We start from the raw sequence: 25732 nt of genomic DNA on the forward strand, positions 1-25732 counted from the left end.
ACGTAAGACCCAGTCTCCAACCCAAAGGATTTTCGCCGTGGAACCCATCGCACTCGCACTCAATATCATTGCTCTGCTCGTTTCTGTTTCGGTCCTCATCGTGGTGCTGGTGTTGAACCGGTCGAAGCGGGGAGGCTCCTCCTCAGACACCCTCGGCGGCGACCTACGCCAGGAATTTGCGACCCAGCGCGGCGAGCTCGGTCAAAGCCTCACAGTGATGCAGCAGCAACTCACTCAGGGGCTCACTGTGCTCAACGATCGCTTCCACTCCACCTCGCAGGCGTCCCTGCAGTCGCAGGTCGATCTGAAGGCGGCGATTGAGTCGCGCTTCGAAGAGCTCCGCCTTGCGAATGAGGCGAAGCTGGAGCAGGTGCGCACCACGGTCGATGAGAAACTGCAGGGCACGCTCAAGACCGCGCTGGCCGAAAACGCACAGCGCGTGCAAACACTCACGGATACTCACGTTGCCAAGCAGGCGGAGCTGCAAGAGACGCTCCGCTCAGAACTCGAGAAGCTCCGTCAGGGCAACGAGGCAAAGCTTGAAAAGATGCGTGAGACAGTCGATGAAAAGCTGCAGGGCACGCTTGAGAAGCGGCTGGGCGAGTCCTTCAAGCTCGTCAGCGATCGTTTGGAGCAGGTACAAAAGGGTCTCGGGGAGATGCAGACGCTCGCCTCAGACGTTGGCGGGTTGAAGCGTGTGCTCACCAATGTGAAGAGCCGCGGCAGCTGGGGCGAGGTGCAGTTGGAGCGCCAGCTCGAAGACATTATGACTCCGGAACAGTATGAGCAAAACGCGGTGATCCGGCCAGGATCAGCGGAACGCGTCGAGTTTGCGGTGAAGCTCCCCGGCCGCGGCGAGACCGAGCGTGTACTGCTGCCGATTGACTCGAAGTTCCCCCAGGAAGACTACGAGCGCCTGCTTGAGGCGCAGGAGAGCGGCGAGAAAGAAGCGGTCGAGGCCGCCACGAAGGTGCTCGAGCGCGTGATCCTCACCCAGGCAAAACTCATCGCCGAAAAGTACATCGTTCCCCCGCACAGCACCGACTTCGCGATTATGTATCTGCCCACCGAGGGGCTCTTTGCGGAGGTCGTGCGCAGGCCCGGGCTCGCAAGCAAACTGCAGAACGAGTTGCGCGTCATCGTGACCGGACCGACAACGCTGGGGTCGCTGCTCAACAGTCTGCAGATGGGATTCCGCACGCTCGCAATTGAGGAGCGAAGCTCCGAAGTTTGGAAGGTGCTGAGCGCGGCAAAGCAAGAGTTCCAGAAGTACGGTCAGGTGTGGGAGAAGCTCGAAAAGCAGCTTGCCACCGCACAAAACACGGTTCACGAGGCCGGCGTGCGCACCAGAGCCGTCACCAAGCAGCTCCGCTCGGTCGAGACCCTCGGGACCGAGATTACCGGTGCCTCCGCCCTCGGTATCGAACCACTCGGTGTCGACCCCGAGCCGTCAGACTCGCTGAGTTCCCTCGCGCCCGATGAAGCTGAAGACGCTTCAGCCTGAGTCAAGTTCGCGCTCTCGTCGGCACCGAGCGCCCCAACCCCCGGGCTAGTCTGCAAAGAGCCTAGAGCTTAGGCTCCAAACAGTCGTGCGAAGAACCCCAGGTTCCGGTCACGTTCAGCGTCGCGCAGGAATTCTTTCTCAATCTGCTCTTCTGTAATGGCGTCCAAACTTCGCCCCTCGAACGCCCCCAGACGTGGGCACAGCTCCCCGATCACCAGCATGTCGATGTGGATGCCGGTGAGACGCCCCTCAGCGTCACGCGTCTCAAGAATCGGATGGCGCTGGTCGAGACGAGCAATCACGATGACAATGTTCTCAGCGTTGATCGAGCGAGGCAGTTTGGTGTTCAGCGCCCCCGAGATCTTGTTGTCCTCCGCGCCCATCTGGGCAAACCATCCGCGATCCTCCGCTGCAATCACCGTGTCATACCAGGTGTCAGGGTCCGCAGGCATGCCTTGCTGCACCCCGCGCTCATCGGCAATCGCGACGGTACCAAGATTAGAGGTTGGCACGCCAAATAAGCCGGCGATACCGCCCAAGCCGTCCGCCGGCGCCTCATCCCAATCGACAGACTCCGGATCCACAACTGCCGGTGCAAGCGACACCGTGGGCTCCTCAGAGAACACCACACTGAGATACGCCTCGCGCTTCTCGCGGAGCTCATACCTTTCAGGCAGGATCGCCGAGGTCAAGCGAACAGCATACGACCCCGGCGGCACGGACACCACCAGTGGCGTTTCAAGCCAGATCGCATCACTGATCGCAAGACGACCTGAAGGGACGCGCAACGTCCCGAGCTCTTCCACGACCAGTTCGGTCTATTGCCCGTCGGCCAGCATCGCCGGCCCCTGACGCAAAGCAAAGAATTGTTGCAGGTTCACGCCGGTTAATCCCAACGGCTAGGATCCATGTCGCTCGTAATGTGGCGGATCGTGCCAGAGTACGAACGCATGACAATGCTCTCAGCCCGCAGGAACGGTCCACGGCGCTGCACGCCCTCAACGAAGTCTGCCGAGGTGATCCCGGTCGCTACGAAGTAGGCATTGTCACTCGACACCAAGTCGTTCGCCTCGAGCACTCGAGAAAGATCATGACCGGCATCGATTGCGCGGGCACGTTCCTCGTCATCCTTCGGCCACAGGCGGCCCTGGATTACACCGCCAAGCGCCTTCACAGCGCACGCGGTAATGATGCCCTCCGGGGTGCCGCCGATCCCGACGCACAGGTCGACACGGGAGTCCCAGCGAGCAGCGTTCACGCCGCCTGCAACATCACCGTCCATGATGAGCCTGGTGCCAGCGCCCGCCTCACGAATATCAGCGATGAGCTGGTCGTGACGGGGGCGATCCAGCACGGCAACACGAATATCGGAAACGTCGACTCCCTTGGCCTTCGCCAATGCGCGAATGTTGTCACCGATGGGGCGGTCAATATCGACGACGCCGACGCCCTCGGGCCCGCACACCAGCTTGTCCATGTAGAAAACAGCGGAAGGATCGTACATGCTTCCGCGATCCGCGACCGCAATCACCGAGAGCGCGCCAGCGCGTCCCTCAGCCGCGAGGCGGGTACCGTCGATCGGGTCAACCGCAACATCGCAGTCTGCACCCAGGCCGTTGCCGACAACTTCGCCGTTGTAGAGCCAGGGGGCGTCGTCTTTCTCACCCTCACCGATCACCACGGTGCCCGTCATGTTCACCGTCGAGAGGAAGCGGCGCATCGCGTCAACGGCGGCGCCATCGGCAGCATTCTTATCGCCGCGCCCCACCCAGGGGGTGGCACGCATCGCGGCAGCTTCGGTCGCGCGCACCAGCTCCATCGCGAGGTTACGGTCGGGCTGCCACTCACCAAGAGAATTCGCTTCAGTCATGAGCATAAGCCTACCGCGTAGACTTGGAGCCAAAGCGGCTTCTCGCCGCGATCCGCCACGACATCTAGGAGCACAACACATGCCCGTCGCAACTCCGGACCAGTATGCAGCGATGCTCGATGCCGCCAAAGCCGGGAGCTTCGCTTTCCCTGCGGTGAATGTATCGAGCTCTCAAACCCTCAACGCTGCACTGCAGGGCTTCTCCGAATCAGGATCCGACGGGATCATCCAGGTCAGCTTCGGCGGCGCCGACTACTTCGCGGGCCACACCGTAAAGAACCGGGTCGGCGGCGCAATCGCGTTCGCAAAGTACGCTGAGGAAGTCGCAAAGGCCCACGACGTCACCGTTGCGCTCCACACCGACCACTGCCCAAAACAGCACCTCGAAAACTTCGTACTCCCGCTTCTCGCAGCAAGCGAAGATCGCGTAAAGGAGGGCGGTCTCCCCTACTTCCAATCACACATGTGGGACGGCTCGGCGATCCCGCTTGCTGAAAACCTGAGCATCGCGAAAGAACTCCTCCCCCGCATGGCGGCGGCCAAGATGATCCTCGAGGTCGAAATCGGAGTTGTCGGCGGCGAAGAAGACGGCATCAGTCACGAGATCAACGACCAGCTGTACACCACACTTGAAGATGCCATCAAAACGGTCGAAGCGCTGGGTCTCGGCGAGCAGGGTCGCTACCTCACCGCGCTCACCTTCGGCAATGTGCACGGCGTCTATAAGCCCGGCAACGTGAAGCTGCGGCCGGAGCTCCTCGCGGAGATCCAGGCAGGGCTGCAGGCGAAGTATGGGGCCGGAGAAAAGCCGCTCGATCTGGTGTTCCACGGCGGATCAGGCTCAACGGCGGAAGAGATCGCCGAGGCAGTACGTAACGGCGTCATCAAGATGAACATCGACACCGACACCCAGTATGCGTTCACCCGCCCCGTCGCCGATTTCATGCTCAAGAACTACGACAGCGTGCTCAAGATCGACGGCGAAGTCGGCAACAAGAAGATGTACGACCCACGCGCCTACGGCAAGGTCGCCGAACAGAGCATGGCCGACCGCATCGCGCTCGCCGCGCAGCAGCTCGGGTCTGCCGGGCGATCGGTGAGTGCGTAATGTCCGATCAGCAGAACGATTCACCGGCGGCAGACGAGACCGGCGAGGCATCCGGGACCCCCGACGCTTCACAGGCCACCGAGCCAGCCAAGGCCCCGGTGACCTCTGAGGTCCCGCAAGCGCCGGCGGCACGACCGCGGCCCGCATTTGGCGAGTACGCCCCGGAGGGCTGGGAATGGAAGCCGGAGGGGGCGGACGGCCCCGCGGCCGGAGGTGCAGGATCCATTCCCTCGCAGATTCCTTTCCCGGCGTCCTCAACCACCACCTCGGCCCGAGTCGCGGGGGTGCCGCACAATCTGGGGGTCGGTTCAAACGGCACGGGATCCCAGCAGGCGGCCGCGCCGCTGCAACAACCGCAGCGCTCCAACTCCAGCGGTGAACCCGAACCCTACCGGGCGACGGTGGTGCCCGGTACGACAACGGCACCCGCCACGCCGGTGACGCCGGCCTACACGGGGCAGCCCGGCCAGTTCCTCCAGGCGGAGGCTCCCAAATCCCGCACCGCTGACCGCGTGATCACGATCCTGCTCCTCGGATTGGGGGCGCTTGGCGCATTGATCACGGCGAACACGATGCTTCTGCTGGGCTCCAGCTACACCCAGATCGCCGATGCACTTGACATTGAAAATTTCAAGCTCCCCGATTGGATGGACACCTTCTGCACGGTGAGCGCGATCGCCTTCATCGCGCTGTTCGCGGTGGTGCTCATCTTCTCGATTCAGCGCATGCGGGCACGAAAGCTGGCCTTCTGGGTGCCCCTTGTCGCCGGGGTTCTCGCGTTGGTGGCGATGTTTGTGCTGATGTCCATTGTGCTCGCGGGGCTCCCCGAGCTGACGAACAGCTTGAACGAGCCCGGCGCACTGCAGAAGCTGCTCGAGTATATGGCCACGATGTAGCCCAGCCCCGCAAAGCTGTCTCAGGACTGCGACAGCTCTGAGACAGCTCTGCAATCCATTAGGATAGTGGTGATCTTACTGTTGAGAGTATTCCAGTACGCACTGGATTCGCATCAGTTTCGTTCTGGTGCGCACACCACAAACGAAAGAGGATCATCATGCCCGTTTCGGCTGCTTCCACCCCGCTCCGAGCCCTAATCGCGCTTGCAACTCTGACCGCCGCTGTGAGCCTCGTCGGCTGCTCGGTCGACGCGAAGCCTGAAACCCCCGCCCCTAAGCCTGCGACGTCTGACTCACCGTCCAGCAACACCCAGAAGGAGACCGTCGACGAGAATTCGGACTCCAATAGCTCCGACTCTGATACATCCGCAAGCGGGCTGCGGGCAGACTACCTCGATGCGGTCACCCGCACCGAAGACTGCGCAAGTGGCAGCGTCAGCATTGGCAGCTCCGGAGAGGTGGTGCAGATTCAGGGATCCTGCGCAAGCGTGACCGTGTCGGGCGACGGTTCAGTCGTGCTCGCTGACGACGTCGATTCCCTCACCGTGAGCGGCACCGGTGCGGTCGTGATCACCAAGAAGCTCGGCGCCGTCACCGCCTCGGGCATTGGCAACGTGGTCAGCTGGACGAATGGATCACCCACCATCTCTGACAGCGGCACCGGAAACGTGATCCAGCCCGAATAGTGAACACCACCCCTCGCACGCGAGTGCTCCTCGTCGATGATGAGGAGGCCATTCTCTCGACGCTCGGCCCGTATCTCGAACGGGCCGGGTTCGAGGTGATCTTCGCAGAAGACGGCGGTGCGGCGCTCCGCAGCCACGCAGCCTTGCACCCCGACATCGTCGTTTCAGACGTGCTGATGCCCCGGGTTGACGGCCGCGAGCTGGTGCGCCGCCTGCGTCAAGATGAGGTGTGGACACCGGTGATTCTGCTCACCAAAGTTGACGAGGCTGCCGAGCGCGCCGCCGCCCTCGATGAGGGGGCCGATGACTACCTCGGTAAGCCCTTCCTGCCTTCAGAACTGGTGTCACGCATTCGAGCGGTGCTTCGCCGCTCGCAGGGCGGTCGTCCGCTCTCGGCGTCAGCGGTGCTGCAGAGCGGCTCGCTCGAGCTTGACCGCGCCGCGCGCAGGGTCCGCGTCGACGGCCGCAACGCGGAACTCACCCCCAAAGCCATCGCACTGCTCGACTATCTCATGGCGCACCCCGGAGAAGTACACACACGCGAGCATCTGCTCGCGACCCTGTGGGGCTTTGAGTTCGCCGTCACCACCCGCGCCGTCGATCACCGTGTTGCCGAGTTGCGACGGGCCCTCGGCGACGAAGCGCAACAACCGCAGTGGATCGAAACGGTGCAGCGGGCTGGATACCGATTCTGCGGCCGAGTGGTGAACGCATGAGCCGGGATCGCGCGACTTGGCGGCCGCGAGTTCTCTGGCTCACGGTCATCCTGGCACCGCTGCTGCTCGCTGCCGTGGCAGCGCTGGCGGTGGCTCTGACTCACACCAATTGGGTGATCCACACGACCACACCGCTGACGACGCTGCTCCTCGTCCTCGGGGCAGGCCTGTCTCTGCTTATCGGCGGAACCCTTGCCATTCGGCGCGTTCTCACCTCACGCCACGCGATTGGATACGCGGCGGGCGCCGCGGTCGAGAGCGAGGCGCACCGGCGGTTCATCGCCAGACTTGATCACGAACTGAAGAATCCGGTGACCGCGATTCGTGCCGCCCTCGAGGCGAGCGTCGACGAGTCCCCCGGGCTCCGCGTCGCCGCGGGACAGGCTGACCGTCTCGCGGCACTCATCGGCGAGCTTCGTTCACTGTCTGCTCTGGAGACCGCGGAGCTGGAGCGAGGCCCCGTTGACACCGCCGCGGTCGTCGCCGACGAAGTGGCGGCCTTCATCGAGGAGCAGCAGGCGCTGGGTGAGTCTCGCGAGATCGATCTTCACCTCCCTTCGGCGCCCTGGCCTCTCCCCCGGGTGGCTGGCGACGCCGACCTCATCGCCGTCGCCGTGCGCAATCTCTTGGTCAACGCGGCCAAGTATTCAGACCCCGGATCCCGGATCGAGATCCGCGGCACGGAAGATGCCGGCCATGTCGTCTTGGAGATTGCCGACACCGGTTGGGGAATCACCTCAGAAGAGCTCGAGCACGTCTGGGACGAACTGTGGCGAGGAAGTGAGGCTCGCCGGGTTGAGGGAACAGGTCTCGGGCTTTCGCTCGTGCGCCTGGTCGCTCGGCGGCACGGCGGGGAGGTCTCGGTGCGCTCAATTCCGGGAACCGGCACGAGCGTGCGGGTCTATCTTCCCGCGCTGTAGCACCGCGGGAAGATCGGGCTTGACGCGCTAGCGAACTCGCCCGCCGAGCGCACGCTCGTCGGGTTTACCGCTCGCATTCTTACGAAGCTCTTTGGGCAAGGAAAACACCAGGTCTTCTTCGGCGGTGACTGTCGCCCGCACATCGGAATACCCGGCGTCCGCAAGGTCATCGAGCAGTTCCTGCACGAGAACTTCGGGCACCGATGCCCCGCTCGTTACCCCCACCGTGCACACCCCGTCAAGCCATTCCTGTTTCACTTCACTCGCGAAATCGACACGGTACGCAGCCTTTGCCCCATACTCCAGCGCGACCTCTTTGAGTCGCACCGAGTTCGAAGAATTCGAGGATCCGACGACGATGACCACATCCGCCTGCGGTGCGATCTTTTTGATCGCGACCTGACGGTTCTGGGTGGCGTAGCAGATGTCATCACTCGGCGGATCCTGGAGGTTGGGGAAGCGTTCGCGCAGACGCCGCACCGTCTCCATCGTCTCATCGACCGAGAGCGTGGTCTGCGACAACCACACGAGTTTGTCTGGATCCTGCACCACCAGCGCATCGACATCATCGGGCGAATTCACGATCGTAATGTGTTCCGGGGCTTCGCCTGCGGTGCCTTCGACCTCTTCGTGGCCCTCGTGTCCGATGAGCAGGATCTCCATGTCTTGTTTCGCGAACCGCACGGCCTCGCGGTGCACCTTGGTCACCAGCGGGCAGGTGGCATCGATCGCGTGTAGGTGGCGGTCCTCGGCTGCGGCAACGACTGCCGGTGACACCCCGTGTGCCGAGAACACGACGTTCGCGCCCGCGGGCACCTCGTCGACTTCCTCCACAAAGATCGCCCCCATGTCTTCGAGGGTGCTCACCACGTGCACGTTGTGCACGATCTGCTTGCGCACATAGACGGGGCACCGTAGCGTTCGAGGGCCTTCTCGACCGCGACGACGGCACGGTCAACTCCGGCACAGTACCCGCGAGGGGCCGCCAGCAGCACTCGTTTCACGCCGTCGACCGGGAGATCCTTCAGTCGCCCAGCTTCGCGGCGCAAGCGAGGCATCGCGAGGCTCACCACCGGTGCACCAATCGTGCGCTGATCCTGCCCATCGAGCTGCGTTTCACCCATCCGTCCATTGTAGGCCTCACCCTCTGAGAGCTTGGCGCAGAGAATCGCGTAGGGTCGAAGCATGGCAGAATCCTCGAACGCCCCCGCAACCCGCGAAGCTCCGTGGCCGGTCGCCACCATGAGCGAGAAAATCGCGGCGTGGATCGACCGCCTCGGTACGGTGTGGATCGAGGGCGAGGTGACGCAGTGGCAGCTGCGCGGCGGCCACGTCTACGGCAAGCTCAAGGATCTGGAACAGGACGCGACTGTGAGCTTCACCGTGTGGCGCTCCGTGGTGCAGAAGCTCTCCAGCGATTTTGCGCAGGGGGATCGTGTCATTGCACTTGTCAAGCCGAACTACTGGGTGAAAGGCGGCTCGCTGACGGTGCAGGTGTTCGACCTCGCACACGTGGGCCTCGGGGAATTGCTGGAGCGTCTGGAGCGGCTTCGACGCCAGTTGCAGCAGGAGGGGCTTTTTGACGCTTCCCGCAAGCGCGCGCTGCCGTTTCTGCCGCGGTGCATCGGGCTCGTGACCGGAAAAGACTCCGACGCAGAAAAGGACGTGATCCGCAACGCGACGCTGCGGTGGCCCGGGGTCGTTTTCAAACTGCACTACGCCGCGGTGCAGGGCGATCGCGCGGCCACCGAGGTGGTTGCCGGCATCAAGCTGCTGGATCAGGATCCGGAGGTCGATGTCATTATCGTCGCCCGCGGCGGCGGCGACTTCCAAAACCTGCTGCCCTTTAGCGACGAGGGTGTAGTCCGTGCGGCGGCCGCCGCAACCACGCCGATTGTCAGCGCGATCGGGCACGAGGCGGATCGCCCGCTACTTGATGAGGTGGCTGACCTTCGGGCGTCGACTCCCACCGATGCCGCCAAGCGGGTGGTACCCGATGTTGGCGAGGAGCTTGCGGGCTTGGATCAGGCCCGCTCCCGTCTCACTTCGCGTGTGTCGCAGCTTCTGCAACACGAGATGGATCGCATCGCGCAGCTGCGCGGACGCCCCGTACTGGCGCACCCGCAACGTCTCGTGGACGAGCGTGCAGAGGACCTCGTGCGGTGGATCGCGCGCGGCACCGAACTTGCCGACCGGGCGGTCGAGGATCGCAGCCAATCGCTCACGGAGCTTCGCGCACGGCTCACGGCATTGTCCCCTCGAGCGACCCTCAACAGGGGGTACGCGATTGCGCAGCTCAGCGACGGCGCGATCCTGCTCGATCCCGAACAGGCACCGCCAGGAACCGCGATTCGCGTGACATTGAGTGGCGGACGATTGAGCGCGCGCACCGCCGAATAGGGGCGAGTGGGTTTCTGCCGGTGCCCCCGAGCAAACGAACAGCCCCCGTGCTGATCGAAAAGATGTCTTCGAGCAGAACGGGGGCTGAGTCGCCGAGCAGTACCTAACGGCGCGAGGCGCGCAGCCTGGTGCTCAGCACCAACGCTCCGACACACAGCACCAGCATTCCGAGCACCAGTGCGGCCTGGATCTCACCACCGGTAGAGGCGAGCCCGTTGTTCGGCTGTTCGGGGCTCGCTGGCTTCACCGCGGAAGTCGACGAACCTTCTGATGATGAGGTGAGCTTGATGAGCACGTCATCCATCGCGAGCTTTCCGGCCTTGGACGCGGCGTTCGCATCGGCAGCAGCGGGTGCGGCATTGACTGCCTCCTTCGCCGCGGCAAGCACCCGGTCCACCGCGGCCTTCGCCGCGGCTTTGTCCGCTTCTGACACGGTTGTGAGCGCATCAATCGCTTTCTTGACCGAAGCCGCCTTTGCGTCAAGCTCCTTCACCGCCGCCAGCTTCGCATCCCTAAGCGTCGCATCGGTCACCACCTCGGCGACCGTCGACTGGCCAGCAGCTGACGCGGCGGCCGCATCCGCCGCCGTCGAGGCACCAGAAACCGCGTCCTTTGCAGCGGTCGTCGCCTGATCAATCGCGGTCTTCGCTGCGGCTTTTTCCTCCGCGCTTAGGTTCTGCAGCGCATCAATCGCATCCTTCGCCACAGCGGCCGCCTTGTCAAGATCCGACGTCGCTTTGTCCTTCGCGAGATCGACGTTGCCCTGATCCTGAGCGGCGAGATCAGAGTAGACGCCATCCATCTCCTGCTTCCCTCAGTCACCGCCGACGCAACAGCAGCAGCATCAATGACAGCATCAGCATCACCATTCATCGCGGTCTTCGCGTCAGCCAAGACCTGATCCACCGCAGCCTTCGCGGTTTCCTTCTCCGCAGCAGACACGTTCTGTAAGGCGTCGATCGCGTCCTTCACCGAGGCGGCCTTCGCGTCGAGTTCCTTCACCGCCGCGTGCTTCGCATCCAGCAGCGTCGCATCGGCAACCACCTCGGCGACCGTCGACTGGCCAGCAGCTGCGGCAGCGGCCGCACCGGCCGCGGTCGAGGCACCAGCAACCGCGTTCTTCGCAGCGTTCGTCGCTGTGTCGATCGCGGTCTTCGCCGCGGTCTTCTCCTCGGCGCTCAGGTTCGGCAGCAGATCAATCGCTTTCTTCGCCTTCTCAGCCGCATCATCAAGATCCGACGTCGCCTTGTCCTTCGCGAGATCGACGTTGCCCTGATCCTGACCAGCAAGAGGGGTGTAGACGTCATCCATCTCCTGCTTCCCACCGGTCACCGCCGACGCAACAGCAGCAGCATCAGCAGCACCACTCACCGCGGTCTTCGCGTCAGCCAAGGCCTGATCCACCGCGGCCTTCGCCGTCTCCTTTTCCGCATCAGACACGTTCTGCAGCGCGTCGATCGCGTCTTTCACCGAAGCCGCCTTCTCGTCCAGCTCCTTCACCGCAGCGAGCTTCGCATCCGCAAGCTTGGCATCTGCAAGTGCCGTCTGGATCGCCGATTCACCGGCCGCACCGGCCGCCGACGCCTCCGCAACCGTTCCCGCAGCCTCAACCGCGGTCTTCGCGTCAGCGGCAGCCTTATCAATCGCGGTCTTCGCCGCGGTCTTCTCTGCGTCGCTCAGATTCGGCAACAGATCAATCGTGTCCTTCGCCGCAGCCGCCGCACCCTCAAGATCCGACGTCGCCTTGCCCTTCGCCGTCACCAGATTCGCGTCGCCGTCGGCCTGCACGCCGCTCAAGGCGTCGTCCATCGCGTCTGCGCCCTCGGTGACAGCCGCATCAATATTGGCGGCGTCGTTCAGACCATTCACTGCGGTCTTCGCGTGAGCCAAGGCCTGATCCACCGCGGCCTTCGCCGTCTCCTTCGCCGCATCAGACACATTCTGCAGCGCGTCGATCGCGTCTTTCACCGAAGCCGCCTTCTCGTCCAGCTCCTTCACCGCAGCGACCTTCGCATCCGCAAGCGTCGCATCGGTTACCACCTCAGCAACAGACGCCTTTCCAGCAGTTGACGCGGCAGCCGCATCAGCCACGGTCGAGGCACTAGCAACCGCGTCCTTCGCTGCGGTCGTCGCTTTGTCGATCGCGTCCTTCGCCGCAGTCTTCTCCTCGGCGCTCAGATTCGGCAACAGATCAATCTCGTCCTTCGCCGCAGCCGCCGCATCATCAAGATCCGACGTCGCCTGATCCTTCGCATCGTTGACGCTTTTGACGACCGTCAGCTTCACCGGCGCTGAGGTGTACACCTTGCCCTTGGAGGTCCAGCTTGCGGTCGCCGAGAAGACACCGTTCGTCGTCGGGGTGATGTTGCCTTTCGCCGCCGACAGTGACGCCGGTTCTACGTCGATGCTGTCTGTGACGTTGCGCGGCTCATCCGTGCCGTTCCCCAGTAGAGGGTGCCGGTGTAGGCGCTCTCCTCGCCGCGTTCAACCTCGGGCGAAGCAAAGGCGAGAACCAATTCACGGGGCGTTTTCACTGTAACCGTGCACTCCTCGTCGAGAATGCACGTCGCGTTCGGCATTCCTGCAGCACCAGCGACACTCGCCACAAGTGTCCAGTTCGATGTGTCCTTCACGTCCTTCACCGTTGCGGTGAAGGTGAACTCTGCAGATTCACCCGACAGCAGGGGTCCCGAAAGGTTCAGCTTCGATCCTGACCGGGTCATCTTCCAACCATTCCGGGTCGACGTGAAACTGTCGAGGGCGACGTCCGCCCCGGTGAGCAGTTCCGCTGCATCCACCGTCAGGCCCGCGAGCGAGTTACCAGCGAAGTCGAACCCTGAAGGGTTCTCCACCTTGACGGTGTAGGTGAGCGTGTCCCCGTGGAGCGCTTCCGTGGCCGATGCCGTAAGCGAGTACTGAATGCTCTGTTCCCATTCGAGAACGATCGCGCCGTTGCCGCCCGAAGCGGAGGTCGAGGCGGTCACCGCTCCACCCATTGCGGTCCCCGGCTGGTAGGGGACGCCCTCCATGAACGGAATACCATTTGCCTTGTACGCCGAGTTCACGCCGCTCTCAAACGCGGGAGACGTCACCACGCCCGGCTTCACGTAGCTCGAACCGCCACCGCCGCCACCGTTGCTCTTCGTACCGCCGGCGTTAGCGTTGGAGCTTCCCTGGCACCTGCCGCCACCGCCGCCGAACCAGCCGCCACCGCCGCCACCGCCACCTTCAGGCGCTTCGTATGTGCTTTTCGGCGCTGCCATACCGTCGCCACCGTAAAACTGCGTGCCATGGGGACGCTCAGGCACGATGCAATCAACAGTCTGCGTTGCCGCTGCGCCGCCCTCTGTCTGCGTACCAGCGCGTCCGCTCAGGGCAGGGTGGAGGTCCTCCGTCCCTGAAAGACCTCCACCGTTCCCGGGAAGGACCTGCGGACTACCGGGGGTATCGGCGCCCGGGCTCGCACCACCACCGCCACCGGCAATCATGAGGGCCGAGGACGTGTTGAGCTCGGTCGAACCGCTGAAGATAGCAGACATGCCACCCCCGGAGGAACCCGTCGAATAGACCTTGGCCCCGGGTGAGTGACCACCGGCGCCACCGAGCCCCCAGACAAATTCCCTGCCCTCGGGACCCGCGTGACCCCCCTCACCGACAATAAGCTTGAGCGTCGAGATCCCGGTCGTATCGATGTTGCCCTGCACGAAGCCACCCGCGCCGCCACCGGCCTGGCCGCTCCAGTAGCCGTTGCCGACGCCGCCACCGCCGGCGCCCCAGAGATACGCAGTCATTGAGGTGACGCCTTCGGGAACGGTCACGTCGTAGTTGCGCGTTGAAGCGATGGTGCTGTCGGTGTAGTCATACACGCAGCGCACTACTGGCTTACCCCCAGACAGCGCCGTCGTGCATCCGCTCGGTACGGTGGCCAGAGCATGCGCGGTGCCGCTCGGCAGCAGCGCAGCACTAATTACCCCAGACAGCGCTAGGGCGAGCGTCGCTGCGATCGCAATTCCTTTGCGCGATCGCAGCTTTGCCTGCAACGTTGAACGTTCGCCAAAAAACGGCACAACTGATGACATTGGTGAGTCTCCCCAGATCTGTAACCAACATGAAGAGAACCGACTCAGCCTCGTCCTGATCGCAGCACGAGGCAGCCCCGAATCTCGTAAAAAGGCACGACAAAAGACACCTTCCCCAAGGTGTCAATTACGAAACTTTCATCGATATCCGAACAGATAATCGGTCCCCAACCGGTGCAAATATACCACGGAGGTCACAAAAGTGCTCGAAAAAATCTGACAGGCAGCTTCCGCGAAGCCCAGTCGCCCCAACCGAATCATACGTTTCATGCTCGCCGGGTAGACTGATCGCTATGTCAGAACCTGTATTCCAAGACCCCAGCGGGCTCAGCTATGAGCAGGCGCGTGACGAGCTTGTACAGGTCGTTACTCGCCTTGAGCAGGGCGGAACCACGCTCGAAGATTCGCTGCAGTTATGGGAGCGGGGCGAAGCACTCGCCGCGCGATGCGAAGAGTGGCTCCTCGGTGCCCGCCAGCGGCTCGAAGCGGCCCGCCAAGGCACGTCATCACAGACCACCGGCGAGGCCACAGACTAACAATGGCCAAGAAACCGAAACCGCCAGCCATCGTCGCTGAGCTCGGTCGACCCGAGACCAAGGCTGAAACAGCCGCGCGAAAGGCTACAGACAGTCGCAATTACCGACAGCGCAAGACCGTCAATAACCTCATTTTCTCACTCATTGTCACCCTCGGCGTCGTACTCGTCATCTTCCTCGCGGTGCCGCGCGGAGTTGGCGGGTTTGAGGAGCAAGCGCTCGACGTCTCCAAGATCGCTGCCGAGTCTTCTCCGGGAGCCGGACGCCCGCTCGTCGCGCCCGAGGTGCCCGAGGGCTGGAAGGCGAAGCAGGCGGTGTTGCGCGAGTCGGACGGCATCGTTTACTGGCAGATCAATTACACGACAGCGGATGAGGCCTTCGCTTCCGTCGTGCAGGCTTTCTCCCCCGACGGATCGTCAATTGACGAGGCCTGGGTTTCCAAAAGGCTCGAACAGCAATCCCCGACCGGTACGGAACAGCTCGGCGGCACCACTTGGATCGTCTACGACCACCAGGATCGTAAGCCAGACAAGGCAAATCTCCGCTTTGGACTGCAGGGACTCGTGGGCGACAACACTCTCCTTGTTTATGGCACCGACACCCCCGGCACACTCCGGGTTCTCGCGACCCAGGTCGTTGATTCGTTAGAATCCGCCACGGGTACGAGCAACAGCAACACTCTCAAGGAGGCCTCGTGAACGCACCCCGGGTGACCCCGCAAGAAGCCTGGGACGCGCTCTCCGCAGGCAATGACCGCTTCATCGCGGGCGGCCCTCAGCATCCGCGACAAGATGTCGAGCGCCGCAATCAGCTCGCGGGAGTACAAAAGCCCGACGCCGCACTTTTCGGGTGTTCCGACTCCCGGCTCGCCGCCGAGATCATCTTTGATGCGGGTCTCGGAGACCTGTTCGTCGCGCGCAACATGGGGCATGTGGTGGCGGAGTCGATTACCGCTTCGATGGAATACGCGGTAGCGAACCTGGGCGTTGCAATCATCGTGGTGCTCGCACACGATTCCTGCGGTGCGGTCAGCGCATCGATCGATCTGATGGCTCAGGATCCGGATCCCGTGCCCGTCGCCGTAGAGAACACGCTGCAACCCATCTTGCCAGCGGTGCAAGATCTCTGGTTGCGCGAGAACCGCAACACTCCCTACGTTGACCGCGATCTCATCGATGCCGATGCCGTCGGACGCGTGCATCTTGGAGGCACCGTAAACGCACTGCTGCGTAGTTCCCGCATCATCAGCGATGCGGTGGCTGCCGGCAGGCTCGGGATCGTGGGGTGCCAGTACAAACTTGCCGAGGGTCGCGCAGTACCCATCAGCGCCGTCGGTCCCCTCGATATCGCAACCGACAACCTCACCATGACCGACTTGTAGCCCCCGTCATCCTGCGACAATCGCAGGATCCAAACCCCAACCTCCCCCGTCATCCTGCGCGTAGTCGCAGGATCCACCACCGAATCAAAGGATGATTGTGACTGAAGAGATCGAATACCGCATCGAGCACGACACGATGGGTGAGGTCCGCGTTCCCAAGAACGCGCTCTACGCCGCTCAGACTCAGCGCGCTGTCGAGAACTTCCCCATCTCAGGTTCCGGCCTTGAGCCAGCCCAGATCGTCGCTCTCGCCCGCATCAAGCGCGCGGCAGCAATCGCAAACGCTGAGCTCGGGATCCTCGATGCGGCCATCAGCAAGGCAATTGTCGCGGCAGCGGACGAGATCATCGGCGGCTCGCACCACGACCAGTTCCCGGTCGACACCTACCAGACCGGATCCGGCACCTCGTCGAACATGAACATGAACGAGGTGCTCGCGACCCTCGCGACGAAGCACCTCGGGGCTCCGGTTCATCCGAACGACCACGTCAACGCGTCCCAGTCGTCCAATGACGTGTTCCCGACTTCGGTGCACATCGCCGTGACGGGGGCGCTCGTCGAGCAGCTCGTACCGGCGCTCTCGCACCTCGCCGAGGCGTTCGAAGCGAAAGCCGAGCTGTGGAAGACCGCCGTCAAGCCCGGCCGCACACACCTGATGGACGCAACCCCGGTCACCCTCGGCCAGGAGTTCGGTGGCTTCGCTGCGCAGATCCGCTACGGCATCGAGCGGGTACAGGCTGCGCTCCCCCGTGTCGCCGAGGTCCCCCAGGGCGGCACCGCGGTTGGCACCGGCATCAATACCCCGCTCGGCTTCCCCGAGAAGGTCATTGCCGAGATCGCCGCATCAAGCGGACTGCCGATCACCGAGGCACGGGACCACTTCGAGGCGCAGGCAAACCGTGACGGCCTTGTCGAGGCCTCGGGCGCGCTGCGCACCATCGCCGTGTCGCTCACCAAGATCAACAACGATCTGCGCTGGATGGCTTCGGGCCCGAACACCGGTCTCGGCGAGCTGCACATTCCCGATCTGCAGCCCGGCTCCTCCATCATGCCCGGCAAGGTAAACCCCGTCGTTCCCGAGGCCGTGCTGATGGTGTGCGCGCGGGTCATTGGTAACGACGCGACGATCGCCTGGGGCGGCGCTTCGGGATCCTTCGAACTCAATGTGCAGATCCCCGTCATGGGCACCGCGCTGCTCGAGTCGATCCGTCTGATGTCGAACGCATCGCGCGTGCTCGCCGACAAGACCGTTGCGGGCCTCGAGGCAAACCTCGACCGCGCAGCAGCGCTCGCGGGCATGAGCCCGTCGACCGTGACCCCGCTCAACCGCCTCATCGGCTACGAGGCAGCTGCAAAGATCGCGAAGCACTCGGTCGCGAAGGGCATCACCGTGCGCGAGGCCGTCATCGACCTCGGCTACGTTGAGCGCGGCGAGGTCTCAGAGGCAGAGCTCGACAAGGCCCTCGACCTGCTCTCGATGACCCACCCGGGCGTCGCGAAGTAACACCCGTCCCGCTACCGGCGCTTGAGTGAGGCGTTGCACTCGCTCAAGCGGCGGCGGTGGGTCGAGCGCGACCAGCTCCGCTCGCTCAACCGAACTTCTATTCGTATCCGTGACACATGCACGCGGGCGCGAGGAAAGGCACTGATGGACGGGTGGCAGGCGCGCGTCGACGCAGTGTGGAACGACCCCGCGGCATCCGCGGAGGAGGTGGTCGCGCGGATCACGGAGCTGGTGGCGGCGCTGCCAGCGGATGATCCGCGCGGCCCGTTCGAACTCGGCGGGGCCTACGATTCCGCGGGCCAGGAGGCGGCCGCTGCAGAGCAGTACGCCCGCGCGATCGAGCTCGGTGTGAGCGGACGGGCTCGCGCCGCGCTCGACATTCAGTATGCGTCGACGCTGCGCAATCTGGATCGGGCCGAGGAAGCGATTGAGATCCTGCGAACCAGCCGCAGAGACCCCGACCTCGGTGCGTCACCCGACGCATTTCTCGCGCTCGCGCTACACTCGGCGGGCCAGCCGGAGGAGGCCCTCGCTGTGGCGCTCGACGCGCTCATCCCGTACCTGCCGAGCTACGAGCGTTCTCTCCGCGGCTACGTCGAGGAGTTGCGCGCAGGAGCCGCCAACTGACTCAGTCGGTGAGCGAGGCGCGCACCGTCTTCGCGAGAGCGGAGGCTGAGGAGGGATGGAACATCCCGGCGAGCACGTCGCGGTACAGGCGGGCAAGTTCCGAGTCGGCTTGGAAGCCCCGGGACCCTGCAAAACGCATCGCGACATCCACGGCCTGCCGCGCTTCGTCACAGACCTGGTTGCGGGCCGCGGCGAGCGCCAAGAACCAATCGTCACGCTCACGAAGCCCATCAACGTCGCGCGCGAGCAGCGTCAGCGTATCGACCGAACGGCGATGATCCAGCACGGCCGTTGTCAGCCGCGAAGCGAGCTCGGGATCATCGAGCCGGATTCCCTCGCCGTCCAGTCCCGGCCGGTTCGCCGCCCCCGCGCAAGCTCGAGCGCGCGATCGGCGATCCCCGCATACACGGACGCGGTCAGCAGCGAGAACGAGGAAAAGATGGCGAGCACGAGCGGGTCGCTGCCGTCGAACGGGGCGATCCGCGCGGCAACATCTTCGGGCAGGAGCGGAACCTTTTCAAGCGTGGTGTTCCAGCTCTGCGTAGCCCGCATCCCGAGCGGGTTCCAGGTTCCGGGGTGCTCGATCCGCCCGCTCGGAAGCCCGAGCGAACCCTGATCCTGCTGCCGCACCCCGGCGGCCTCGCGACGCACAAACCCAAACACCAACTGGAGTTCTTCGCCCGGCAGCTCACAGCGCGCGTGCACTCCCAGCCGGGTCCACACGGGCGAGAGAGTCGTAAACACTTTGGTGCCAGAGACCAGATAGCCGCCGTCCGGCTGCGGCTCGGCTCGCGAGTGCGCGTCCATCAGGACCGCGTCGTTGCCAGCCTCGGAGATCCCGAACGCAAACACCTCCCCGGCCACCGCGTCGCGCAGCACCCAGTTGAGCGTGCCGATCCCGCGCTCGTGCAGGAAGCGCGCCACCTGCACCCACACGAGGTGCATGTTCACGCCGAGCGCGGTCGCGGGGCGTAAGAGGCGAGTCGCCGTTGGCAGCGCACGAGCGTGTCGAGCGAGATCCCGGCTCCGCCTATCTCGCCCGGCACCACCACCGCAAGGTATCCGCTCTCGCGCAGCTCGGCAAGGTCCTCGCTGAAGAATCGGTTGTCGGCGTCGTAGCCGACGGCGCGCTCGCGGAAGCGCTCAAGCATCGCGGCGGGCAGGATCGCTTCAGGAGTGGGATCGGTCATCCCCCCACCCTACGCCTACCCCCGTTGACCGGCCAGAGGCTGACGAGCGTCCGTGATACTGACGAGCGTCCCCCATACTCGTTCGTCATTGTGCGTCGCGATTACGGACACTCGTCGGGTTGGGGGACACTCGTCGGTCGATGGGGCGCGGGATCAGGGAGCGGGAGCGCCGCAGCTACGGGGTGTCGAGCAGCTCCGTGACGAGCGCCGCGATTTCGCTCCGCTCAGAGCGGGTGAGCGTGACGTGACCGAAGAGCCTGTGACCCTTCAGCTTTTCAATTACCGCGGCGATCCCGTCGTAACGCCCCACCCGCAAGTTGTCGCGCTGCGCCACATCATGGGTCAGGATCACCCGAGAGTTCTGGCCGATCCTGCTGAGCATCGTGAGCAGCACACCCCGCTCCAGCGACTGCGCCTCATCAACAATCACGAACGCGTCGTGCAGTGATCGCCCGCGAATGTGGGTGAGCGGCAGTACCTCAATGAGATCCCGCGAGATCACCTCATCAAGCACATTTTCCGAGACGATCGAGCCGAGGGTATCGAACACGGCCTGCGCCCACGGGTTCATCTTCTCCTGGTGATCGCCGGGAAGGTACCCGAGCTCTTGGCCTCCCACGGCATACAGCGGCCGAAAGATCATGACTTTCCGGTGCTGTCTGCGTTCAAGCACCGCTTCAAGACCGGCTGCGAGCGCGAGCGCCGACTTACCCGTACCTGCGCTGCCTCCGAGCGACACGATTCCGACCTCAGGATCAAGCAGCAGATCGATCGCGAGCCGCTGCTCGGCGCTGCGCCCGGTGAGCCCGAAAATCTCGCGGTCGCCGCGCACGAGTGTCAATGATCGCGCACTGTCGACCCGACCGAGCGCCGAGCCGCGGGGCGAGGTCAAGATAAGCCCGGTGCCCAGAGGGAGATCGGCAAGCCCTTCGACCTCATCGAGCCGATCATCTTCCCAGAGTTTCCGCATCTGCTCTTCGGTGACTTCGAGCGCGCTCGTGCCGGAATAGCTATCGTCCCGCGCGAGTTCCGCACGGTATTCCTCGGACCCGAGCCCCAGCGCCGCGGCCTTCAGACGCATCGGTAGATCCTTCGACACCACCGTGACTTCAAGCCCCTCGGAAGCAAGGTTCTGCGCGACCGCGAGCACCCGGGTGTCGTTGTCGCCGAGTCGCATGCCACTCGGAAGCGCGTCGACGTTTGTGTGGTTAAGCTCCACCCGAAGCGTTCCCCCGGCATCGCCCACGGGCACCGAGGAATCGAGGCGCAGATGCTTCTCACGCAGCTCATCGAGGATCCGCAGCGCTCGTCGCGCGAAGTATCCGAGGTCAGGATCGTGGCGTTTCTTCTCAAGCTCCATCACCACCACAACCGGGAGGATCACCGAGTGCTCCGCAAACCGGAACAGGGCCATCGGATCGCTCAGCAACACAGAAGTATCAAGCACATAGGTCCGCTGCGCCTGCTCAGCGGGTGAGGTCGTCTTCGCTCCGGCACTCGGGCGGCTGGTGAGGTGCTGGGTGTTGGCCACGATGGCTCCTTAGGCTGTCCTAGGCTCCAACTGGAAGCTGAAGCCTCCTCGGCTTCAGCGGATGGCGGTGTTGTGCATGTAGCGAGCCACCCGCTCATCGGACGCGATGCCCGATACCTGACAAGGTACGACGTGATGCGCAGAGTACGCGAAACGACACGCAAAAGTTCATCTGAACGATTCATGAGCGAGTAGGGTGGCATCATGACCGACGCAAGAATTGTCAGGACCCGGGCGGCGCTGCACGCTGCCATTTTGGAACTCGCGGCGCAAAAGCCCGTCCCCGACATCACCGTGTCCGAGCTCGCGCAGCAGGCCGGGATCAACCGAGTGACGTTTTACAAGCATTACACCTCCCCTGCAGATGCGCTGGGCGCCGCCATCGAGCGAGAGCTTGCTGACGCACGCCAACACTTCCTTGCGGGACACGAGGGACCAACACTCAATCCTGGGCAGGGATTCCGCGAAGGAGTTTCGTTGGTGCTCGACCACGTCGAGCGCCATCGAGCCCTGTACCTTTTGGCCATCAATACCCCGCAAGACGGCTCCGTGCCCAACAGCCTCGCGAATCATTTCACAAAATCAATGCAGGAGTACCTCGCTTTGCGGGTGAAACTCTCACCGCCAATTCCGGAACTCGACGAGCAAATGGTGGCGGGCTACTACGGTTACGCCATGGTTGGAGCGATCAAAGGGTGGCTCCTGAAAGGCAATGCCAGCCGCGAAGAGTTCGCTCAGGTCCTCGTCTCGCTGATCCCCACCTGGTGGTTCATCAACGAGGACTAAAACGCTGCAATGCCGGTGAGTTCTCGCCCGATCACGAGCTGGTGCACCTCGTCAGTGCCCTCGTAGGTGCGCACTGACTCAAGGTTCGCCATGTGACGCATCACCGGGAAATCGCTCGTGATTCCGTCGCCGCCAAGAATCGAGCGGGCCGTGCTTGCGATCTTGATTGCTTCCCTCACGTTATTGAGCTTGCCGACCGAGATCTGACCGTAGCTGAGGGTGCCCGCGTCTTTCAGGCGCCCCAGGTGCAGCGCAAGCAGCAGCCCCTTTTCGTACTCGACGAACATGTCGGCAAGCTGCGCCTGAATAATTTGCTTGCCACCAATCGGGGCCCCGAACACTTCCCGGCTCTTGGAGCGTTCCACGGCGACCTCGAGACAGGATCTGGCAGCCCCCATCACGCCCCAGGCAATCCCGTAGCGGGCCTCATTGAGGCACTTAAATGGGGAGGAGAGACCCTTGGATTTCGGCAGGATCGCGTCCAGTGGGAGGCGCACATCGCTGAGCTCAATCTCGGTCTGCAGCGAGGCTCGCATGGATAGCTTGTTTTCGATCGCGGTCGCTGTGAACCCCGGGGTATCGGTGGGCACAACAAAGCCGCGCACCACGCCCTCCTCATCTTTCGCCCAGATCACCCCGACCGCGGCGATCGTGCCGAGACCGATCCAGCGCTTCTTACCGTTCAACACCCATTCCTCACCGTCACGGCGAGCCGTGGTGAGCATCGTGTTGGGATCGGATCCGCCCTGCGGCTCGGTCAGTCCAAAAAATCCGATGGCCTCGCCGCGGCCCATCGCCGGCAGCCAGCGCTCTTTCTGCTCTTCGGAACCGAACTTGTAAATCGCGCCCATCGCGAGCGAGCCCTGCACGGAGAGTGCTGTGCGGAAGCCGGAATCGACGGCTTCGAACTCCATCGCGACGAGGCCGTAAGCAACGGACGAGGCCCCGCGCAGGCCGTAACCCTCCATATACATACCAAATGCGCCAAACTCACCCACCTCGGGCAGCAACTCGACCGGCAGCCGTCGATCCTCGAACGCTTGGTCAATGACCGGGCGGATCCTGGTCTGCGCAAATTCACGCGCCTTCAGCTGCCACTCGCGCTCCTCTTCGGTCACGTAGTCGGCGACATTGAAAAGCTGGTCGATCGTGGTGGTCATGGTACTCCTGAAGAAAGTGGTGGGGGTCAGTTTGAGCGCGGCAGCCAGGTGGCGTCCTGGTGCTCCCCAACGCCGGGTGGCGCTGCCTGGTATCTCGCAGGCGTAGCGGAGAAACTGATCGGTGTCGCGATCGAGCGCAGCTTCGCCGTCGAACCGTCTGGGGCGGTTGCGGGGGTTTCGGCGACGATATCAAGGCCGAGGGACTGCGCAAGATCGATCGCCTGGCCGATCGTATTCACCCGCCCGGCAGGGATGCTCGCCGCGGTGAAGGCCTCGATCCATTCCGCGGCGGATCGCGTACGCAGCGGCACCTCAAGCGCGGCCCGCAGCGCGACCCGGTTCGCTACCCGCTCCGGATTCGTGGCGAATCTCTCGTCGCTCGCAAGCTCCGACACTCCGAGAACCTCGCACAGCCTCGCGAACTGCCCGTCGGTGCCGACGGCGAGCGCGATCGGCTGGTCGGCGGCATCGAGCGTTTCGTAGGGCGCGATCGAGGGGTGGGCGTTCCCCATGCGTCGGGGTGATACTCCGGTTTCGAGAGTCGAGGAGGCCTGGTTTGCGAGCGCGGAGAGCAGGGACCCGAGCAGCGTAACCTTGACGTGCTGCCCCGAGCCGCCGAGCGTATCTCGCGCCCGCAGTGCGGCCTGGATCCCGATCACGGAGTTGAGGCCCGTGAGAATGTCCACGAGTGCGACGCCGACCTTCATTGGCTCGCCGCCCTGCTCTCCGGTGATGCTCATGAGACCGCCGACCGCCTGCACCAGCAGGTCATAGCCGGGCAGGTCTTTGCCCGCCGCGTCGCCAAAGCCGGAGATCGAGCAGTAGACCACTCCGGGGTTGACCTGAGACAGCGCCTCATACCCCAGGCCAAACCGCTCCATGGTGCCCGGTTTGAAGTTTTCGATCACCACGTCGGCCGTCTGCGCGAGCTCGGTCGCGCGGGCGAGACCTGCCGGGTCGCGCAGATCACAGACGACCGAACGCTTGCCGCGGTTCACTCCCGCGAAGTAGGTGCTCTGGCCGATCGCGTTCACCGGTGGCCGCCACTGCCTCGTACCGTCTCCCTCGGGGCTTTCGATTTTGATAACGTCTGCGCCGAGATCAGCGAGGATCATTGTCGCGTGGGGACCTGCGAGCACGCGGGAGAAATCGGCGATTCGGATCCCGCTCAAGGCACCAGAGGGCCGCTGTTCGTCCAGGGCCTCGTTCATGACTTCCCCTCGTCTCCCGATTCGTCGCTCTCCGTCCAGGGAGCGCCTGCTGTCGTCTCAGTCTAGGCATCGCTAGCGTACGAAGAATCGCAACCCTGCACACTCAACACAACCAACCCTATGCAAGAATGCTGGTATGGTTGCACTCTCCTCCCTGCTCGCCCTGCCCCATCTCGGGCTGCGACTCGTGCAGGCTGGGCCCGGTGATCCAGAACTCGTCTGGGTGTCGACGACCGAACTGCTCGACCTCAGCGAGCACCTCGAAGGCGGGGAGATCATCCTCACCACCGGCCTCACGCTCGACGGCAGCGATCCACGATGGCGAGATTTTGTGGCGAGCCTGAGCCGGGCGCGGGTCGCGGCCATCGGATTCGGGATCGGCGTCAATCACGAACGCATCCCGGCTCCCCTGATCCACGCCGCCAGCACGTATCGAGTCGCCCTGTTCGAGATCCCGCTGCCCACCCCGTTCATCGCGGTGAGCAAGGCCGTCGCCGAGCTGCTGCGGGCCGACGAGCTGCGCGCGGCCCGCAGTGCGCTGCAGGTACAGCAGCGACTGCTTGACCGTTCGCGGGGGGATCAGGATCCGGCCGAGGTGTTAGCCAGTATCGCCCAGGCAACGGGCCGACACCTTGCGCTCCTCGGTTCAGACCATACGGTGCTTGCGAGCACGGCAGGGTTCTCCGCGGAGCAGACAGACGTCGAGTACATCGCGCTCGACTCGGAGGATGCGCTCAGGCTCGCTGTCGCGGGAAACACCCCGCTGACGTCGGAGGGCCGCTCGGTTATCGCCGCGGGTTCGATGGTGCTTGGTGCGATGCTGCGCGGGGACCGCGCGGAGGAAACCCGAGAGCGTGGGCGCTGGGAGCGTTTCACCGAGAGCTTACTCACGGGCACCGGGTCACCCGACAGCTCAGCGATCCTGAACCCGTCAATTGAGCTCCCCGAGCGCGTCAGAGCGATCGCGCTCCAAGGCACCTCGGAAGACATCGCGGAGTGGCGAAGGCGCCCCCGAAGCGGCCTCGACCGACTCATCGCCCCCTCCTCTGAATCGCCTCGCGCGCCCGGGCTGAGCCTCGCTTGGCAGCTGTGCGCGGATCTGGAGACCGCCGTCGAGCAGGCACTCAAGGTCGCAGCCGGCCATGATCTTGACGCGGTCGTCGGGAGACCCGCCCCGATCGCTGATTCACTGCTGAGCTTCCGATCCGCGCAGGCGCGACTGCAGTCACTCTCACTCACCGCTCCGCTCTACACGGCACCGCGTGTGCCGGAGGTGGTGTGGGCGGATCGAGACGCCCCGCTGCTCGAAGCGTTACTGAGCGCCACCTCGGACGGCGCCGAACCCGCCAAGATGCGCGGTTCGCTGAGCACGAGCGTACTGGGGCCACTCTCCCGCTTCAGCACCGAACTTCAGGCGGCCGAGCGCGCACAGCTCAGCGAAACACTGCGGGCCGTCTTCCTGGCCGACGGCCAGCGCGGGCCCGCCGCAGCGGCGCTCGGGATCCACCGCAACACGCTCCGAGATCGACTTACTCGCATCGAACGCTTGACCGAGCGCTCCCTTTCTGACCCCGATGATCGCGCCGAGCTGTGGTTCGCTCTGCGGCTCGAGGATGCTTCGTAGCGC

Annotated in this window: 25 protein-coding genes and 1 pseudogene; 14 read left to right on the top strand and 12 right to left on the bottom strand. The window is 63.9% G+C overall.

The window, feature by feature from the left end:
* Nucleotides 1-37 precede the first annotated feature (37 nt).
* Nucleotides 38-1504 (top strand): DNA recombination protein RmuC, encoded by a 1467-nt coding sequence (locus tag G7067_RS13390; protein ID WP_244301134.1) that lies wholly within the window; start codon nt 38-40, stop codon nt 1502-1504.
* A 68-nt stretch (nt 1505-1572) separates the two neighbouring features.
* Here the strand turns inward: G7067_RS13390 and G7067_RS13395 are convergent, their stop codons facing one another.
* Nucleotides 1573-2310, bottom strand: coding sequence for a DUF4241 domain-containing protein (locus G7067_RS13395; protein WP_166325361.1), 738 nt, complete (start codon nt 2308-2310; stop codon nt 1573-1575).
* 80 nt (nt 2311-2390) lie between these two features.
* Nucleotides 2391-3374, bottom strand: coding sequence for a class II fructose-bisphosphatase (gene glpX / locus G7067_RS13400; RefSeq protein ID WP_166325364.1), 984 nt, complete (start codon nt 3372-3374; stop codon nt 2391-2393).
* 79 nt (nt 3375-3453) lie between these two features.
* Here glpX and fbaA point away from each other — a divergent pair, with 79 nt between their 5' ends.
* The 5 genes from fbaA to G7067_RS13425 all read left to right on the top strand — a co-directional run bounded on the left by fbaA (nt 3454) and on the right by G7067_RS13425 (nt 7700).
* Nucleotides 3454-4482, top strand: coding sequence for a class II fructose-bisphosphate aldolase (gene fbaA, locus G7067_RS13405; RefSeq protein ID WP_166325367.1), 1029 nt, complete (start codon nt 3454-3456; stop codon nt 4480-4482).
* Entirely contained in the window at nt 4482-5378 is an 897-nt protein-coding gene (locus tag G7067_RS13410; RefSeq protein ID WP_166325370.1) for a DUF6264 family protein, read from the top strand. Before fbaA ends, G7067_RS13410 begins: the two co-directional genes overlap by 1 nt.
* A gap of 158 nt (nt 5379-5536) precedes the next feature.
* Nucleotides 5537-6064, top strand: a complete 528-nt coding sequence (locus tag G7067_RS13415) for a DUF3060 domain-containing protein (protein WP_166325373.1) — start codon at nt 5537-5539, stop codon at nt 6062-6064.
* Complete coding sequence (locus G7067_RS13420) at nt 6064-6780, top strand: response regulator transcription factor (protein ID WP_205881151.1); 717 nt, start codon at nt 6064-6066, stop codon at nt 6778-6780. Before G7067_RS13415 ends, G7067_RS13420 begins: the two co-directional genes overlap by 1 nt.
* A complete protein-coding gene (locus G7067_RS13425) occupies nt 6777-7700 on the top strand; it encodes a sensor histidine kinase (protein WP_166325376.1) in 924 nt (307 codons plus the stop codon). The genes G7067_RS13420 and G7067_RS13425 overlap by 4 nt, the downstream gene beginning before the upstream one ends.
* 27 nt (nt 7701-7727) lie before the next feature.
* Here the strand turns inward: G7067_RS13425 and G7067_RS13430 are convergent.
* Nucleotides 7728-8758, bottom strand: a pseudogene (locus G7067_RS13430) (4-hydroxy-3-methylbut-2-enyl diphosphate reductase).
* A gap of 127 nt (nt 8759-8885) precedes the next feature.
* On the opposite strand from G7067_RS13430, the gene xseA reads away from it, so the two are divergent.
* A complete protein-coding gene (gene xseA, locus G7067_RS13435) occupies nt 8886-10100 on the top strand; it encodes an exodeoxyribonuclease VII large subunit (RefSeq protein ID WP_166325379.1) in 1215 nt (404 codons plus the stop codon).
* 103 nt (nt 10101-10203) lie between these two features.
* Here xseA and G7067_RS13440 read toward each other — a convergent pair whose 3' ends face one another.
* From G7067_RS13440 to G7067_RS14750, 3 genes are all read right to left on the bottom strand, one after another.
* A complete protein-coding gene (locus G7067_RS13440) occupies nt 10204-10806 on the bottom strand; it encodes a hypothetical protein (RefSeq protein ID WP_244301135.1) in 603 nt (200 codons plus the stop codon).
* A complete protein-coding gene (locus G7067_RS14530) occupies nt 10770-12404 on the bottom strand; it encodes a DUF1542 domain-containing protein (RefSeq protein ID WP_244301136.1) in 1635 nt (544 codons plus the stop codon). Before G7067_RS14530 ends, G7067_RS13440 begins: the two co-directional genes overlap by 37 nt.
* A 92-nt stretch (nt 12405-12496) precedes the next feature.
* Nucleotides 12497-14179 (bottom strand): glycine-rich protein, encoded by a 1683-nt coding sequence (locus G7067_RS14750; RefSeq protein WP_166325385.1) that lies wholly within the window; start codon nt 14177-14179, stop codon nt 12497-12499.
* Nucleotides 14180-14472: 293 nt separating this feature from the next.
* On the opposite strand from G7067_RS14750, the gene G7067_RS13460 reads away from it, so the two are divergent.
* The 5 genes from G7067_RS13460 to G7067_RS13480 all read left to right on the top strand — a co-directional run bounded on the left by G7067_RS13460 (nt 14473) and on the right by G7067_RS13480 (nt 18227).
* On the top strand, nt 14473-14715 hold the full coding sequence (locus G7067_RS13460; RefSeq protein ID WP_166325388.1) for an exodeoxyribonuclease VII small subunit: 243 nt from the start codon (nt 14473-14475) through the stop codon (nt 14713-14715).
* Between the two features lie 2 nt (nt 14716-14717).
* Entirely contained in the window at nt 14718-15413 is a 696-nt protein-coding gene (locus tag G7067_RS13465; RefSeq protein WP_166325391.1) for a DUF4245 domain-containing protein, read from the top strand.
* Complete coding sequence (locus G7067_RS13470; protein ID WP_166325394.1) at nt 15410-16096, top strand: carbonic anhydrase; 687 nt, start codon at nt 15410-15412, stop codon at nt 16094-16096. Before G7067_RS13465 ends, G7067_RS13470 begins: the two co-directional genes overlap by 4 nt.
* 136 nt (nt 16097-16232) lie before the next feature.
* Nucleotides 16233-17600, top strand: a complete 1368-nt coding sequence (locus tag G7067_RS13475) for a class II fumarate hydratase (protein WP_425280716.1) — start codon at nt 16233-16235, stop codon at nt 17598-17600.
* 144 nt (nt 17601-17744) lie between these two features.
* Entirely contained in the window at nt 17745-18227 is a 483-nt protein-coding gene (locus tag G7067_RS13480; protein WP_166325400.1) for a tetratricopeptide repeat protein, read from the top strand.
* Between the two features lies 1 nt (nt 18228).
* On the opposite strand, the gene G7067_RS13850 is transcribed toward G7067_RS13480, so the two are convergent.
* From G7067_RS13850 to phoH2, 4 genes are all read right to left on the bottom strand, one after another.
* Nucleotides 18229-18513, bottom strand: coding sequence for an acyl-CoA dehydrogenase family protein (locus G7067_RS13850; protein ID WP_205881152.1), 285 nt, complete (start codon nt 18511-18513; stop codon nt 18229-18231).
* A gap of 8 nt (nt 18514-18521) precedes the next feature.
* A complete protein-coding gene (locus G7067_RS13855; protein ID WP_205881153.1) occupies nt 18522-19172 on the bottom strand; it encodes an acyl-CoA dehydrogenase family protein in 651 nt (216 codons plus the stop codon).
* A gap of 2 nt (nt 19173-19174) precedes the next feature.
* A complete protein-coding gene (locus G7067_RS13860) occupies nt 19175-19417 on the bottom strand; it encodes a hypothetical protein (RefSeq protein WP_205881154.1) in 243 nt (80 codons plus the stop codon).
* Nucleotides 19418-19592: 175 nt separating this feature from the next.
* Nucleotides 19593-20948 carry an RNA 5'-3' helicase PhoH2 gene (gene phoH2 / locus G7067_RS13490; protein ID WP_244301137.1) on the bottom strand — a complete coding sequence of 452 codons (1356 nt, stop codon included), beginning with the start codon at nt 20946-20948 and terminating at the stop codon, nt 19593-19595.
* A 204-nt stretch (nt 20949-21152) separates the two neighbouring features.
* On the opposite strand from phoH2, the gene G7067_RS13495 reads away from it, so the two are divergent.
* A complete protein-coding gene (locus G7067_RS13495; RefSeq protein WP_166325403.1) occupies nt 21153-21734 on the top strand; it encodes a TetR/AcrR family transcriptional regulator in 582 nt (193 codons plus the stop codon).
* On the opposite strand, the gene G7067_RS13500 is transcribed toward G7067_RS13495, so the two are convergent.
* The gene (locus G7067_RS13500; protein WP_166325406.1) at nt 21731-22894 is read right to left on the bottom strand and encodes an acyl-CoA dehydrogenase family protein; all 1164 of its coding nucleotides are present in this window, start codon (nt 22892-22894) and stop codon (nt 21731-21733) included. The genes G7067_RS13495 and G7067_RS13500 overlap by 4 nt on opposite strands.
* Before the next feature lie 26 nt (nt 22895-22920).
* Nucleotides 22921-24105, bottom strand: coding sequence for a CaiB/BaiF CoA transferase family protein (locus G7067_RS13505; protein ID WP_166325409.1), 1185 nt, complete (start codon nt 24103-24105; stop codon nt 22921-22923).
* 136 nt (nt 24106-24241) lie between these two features.
* Between G7067_RS13505 and G7067_RS13510 the strand changes: the two genes are divergently transcribed.
* Nucleotides 24242-25729, top strand: a complete 1488-nt coding sequence (locus G7067_RS13510) for a PucR family transcriptional regulator (RefSeq protein WP_166325412.1) — start codon at nt 24242-24244, stop codon at nt 25727-25729.
* Nucleotides 25730-25732 lie beyond the last annotated feature (3 nt).

The sequence above is a fragment of the Leucobacter insecticola genome (genome assembly GCF_011382965.1).
GTDB classification, from domain to species: Bacteria; Actinomycetota; Actinomycetes; order Actinomycetales; family Microbacteriaceae; genus Leucobacter; species Leucobacter insecticola.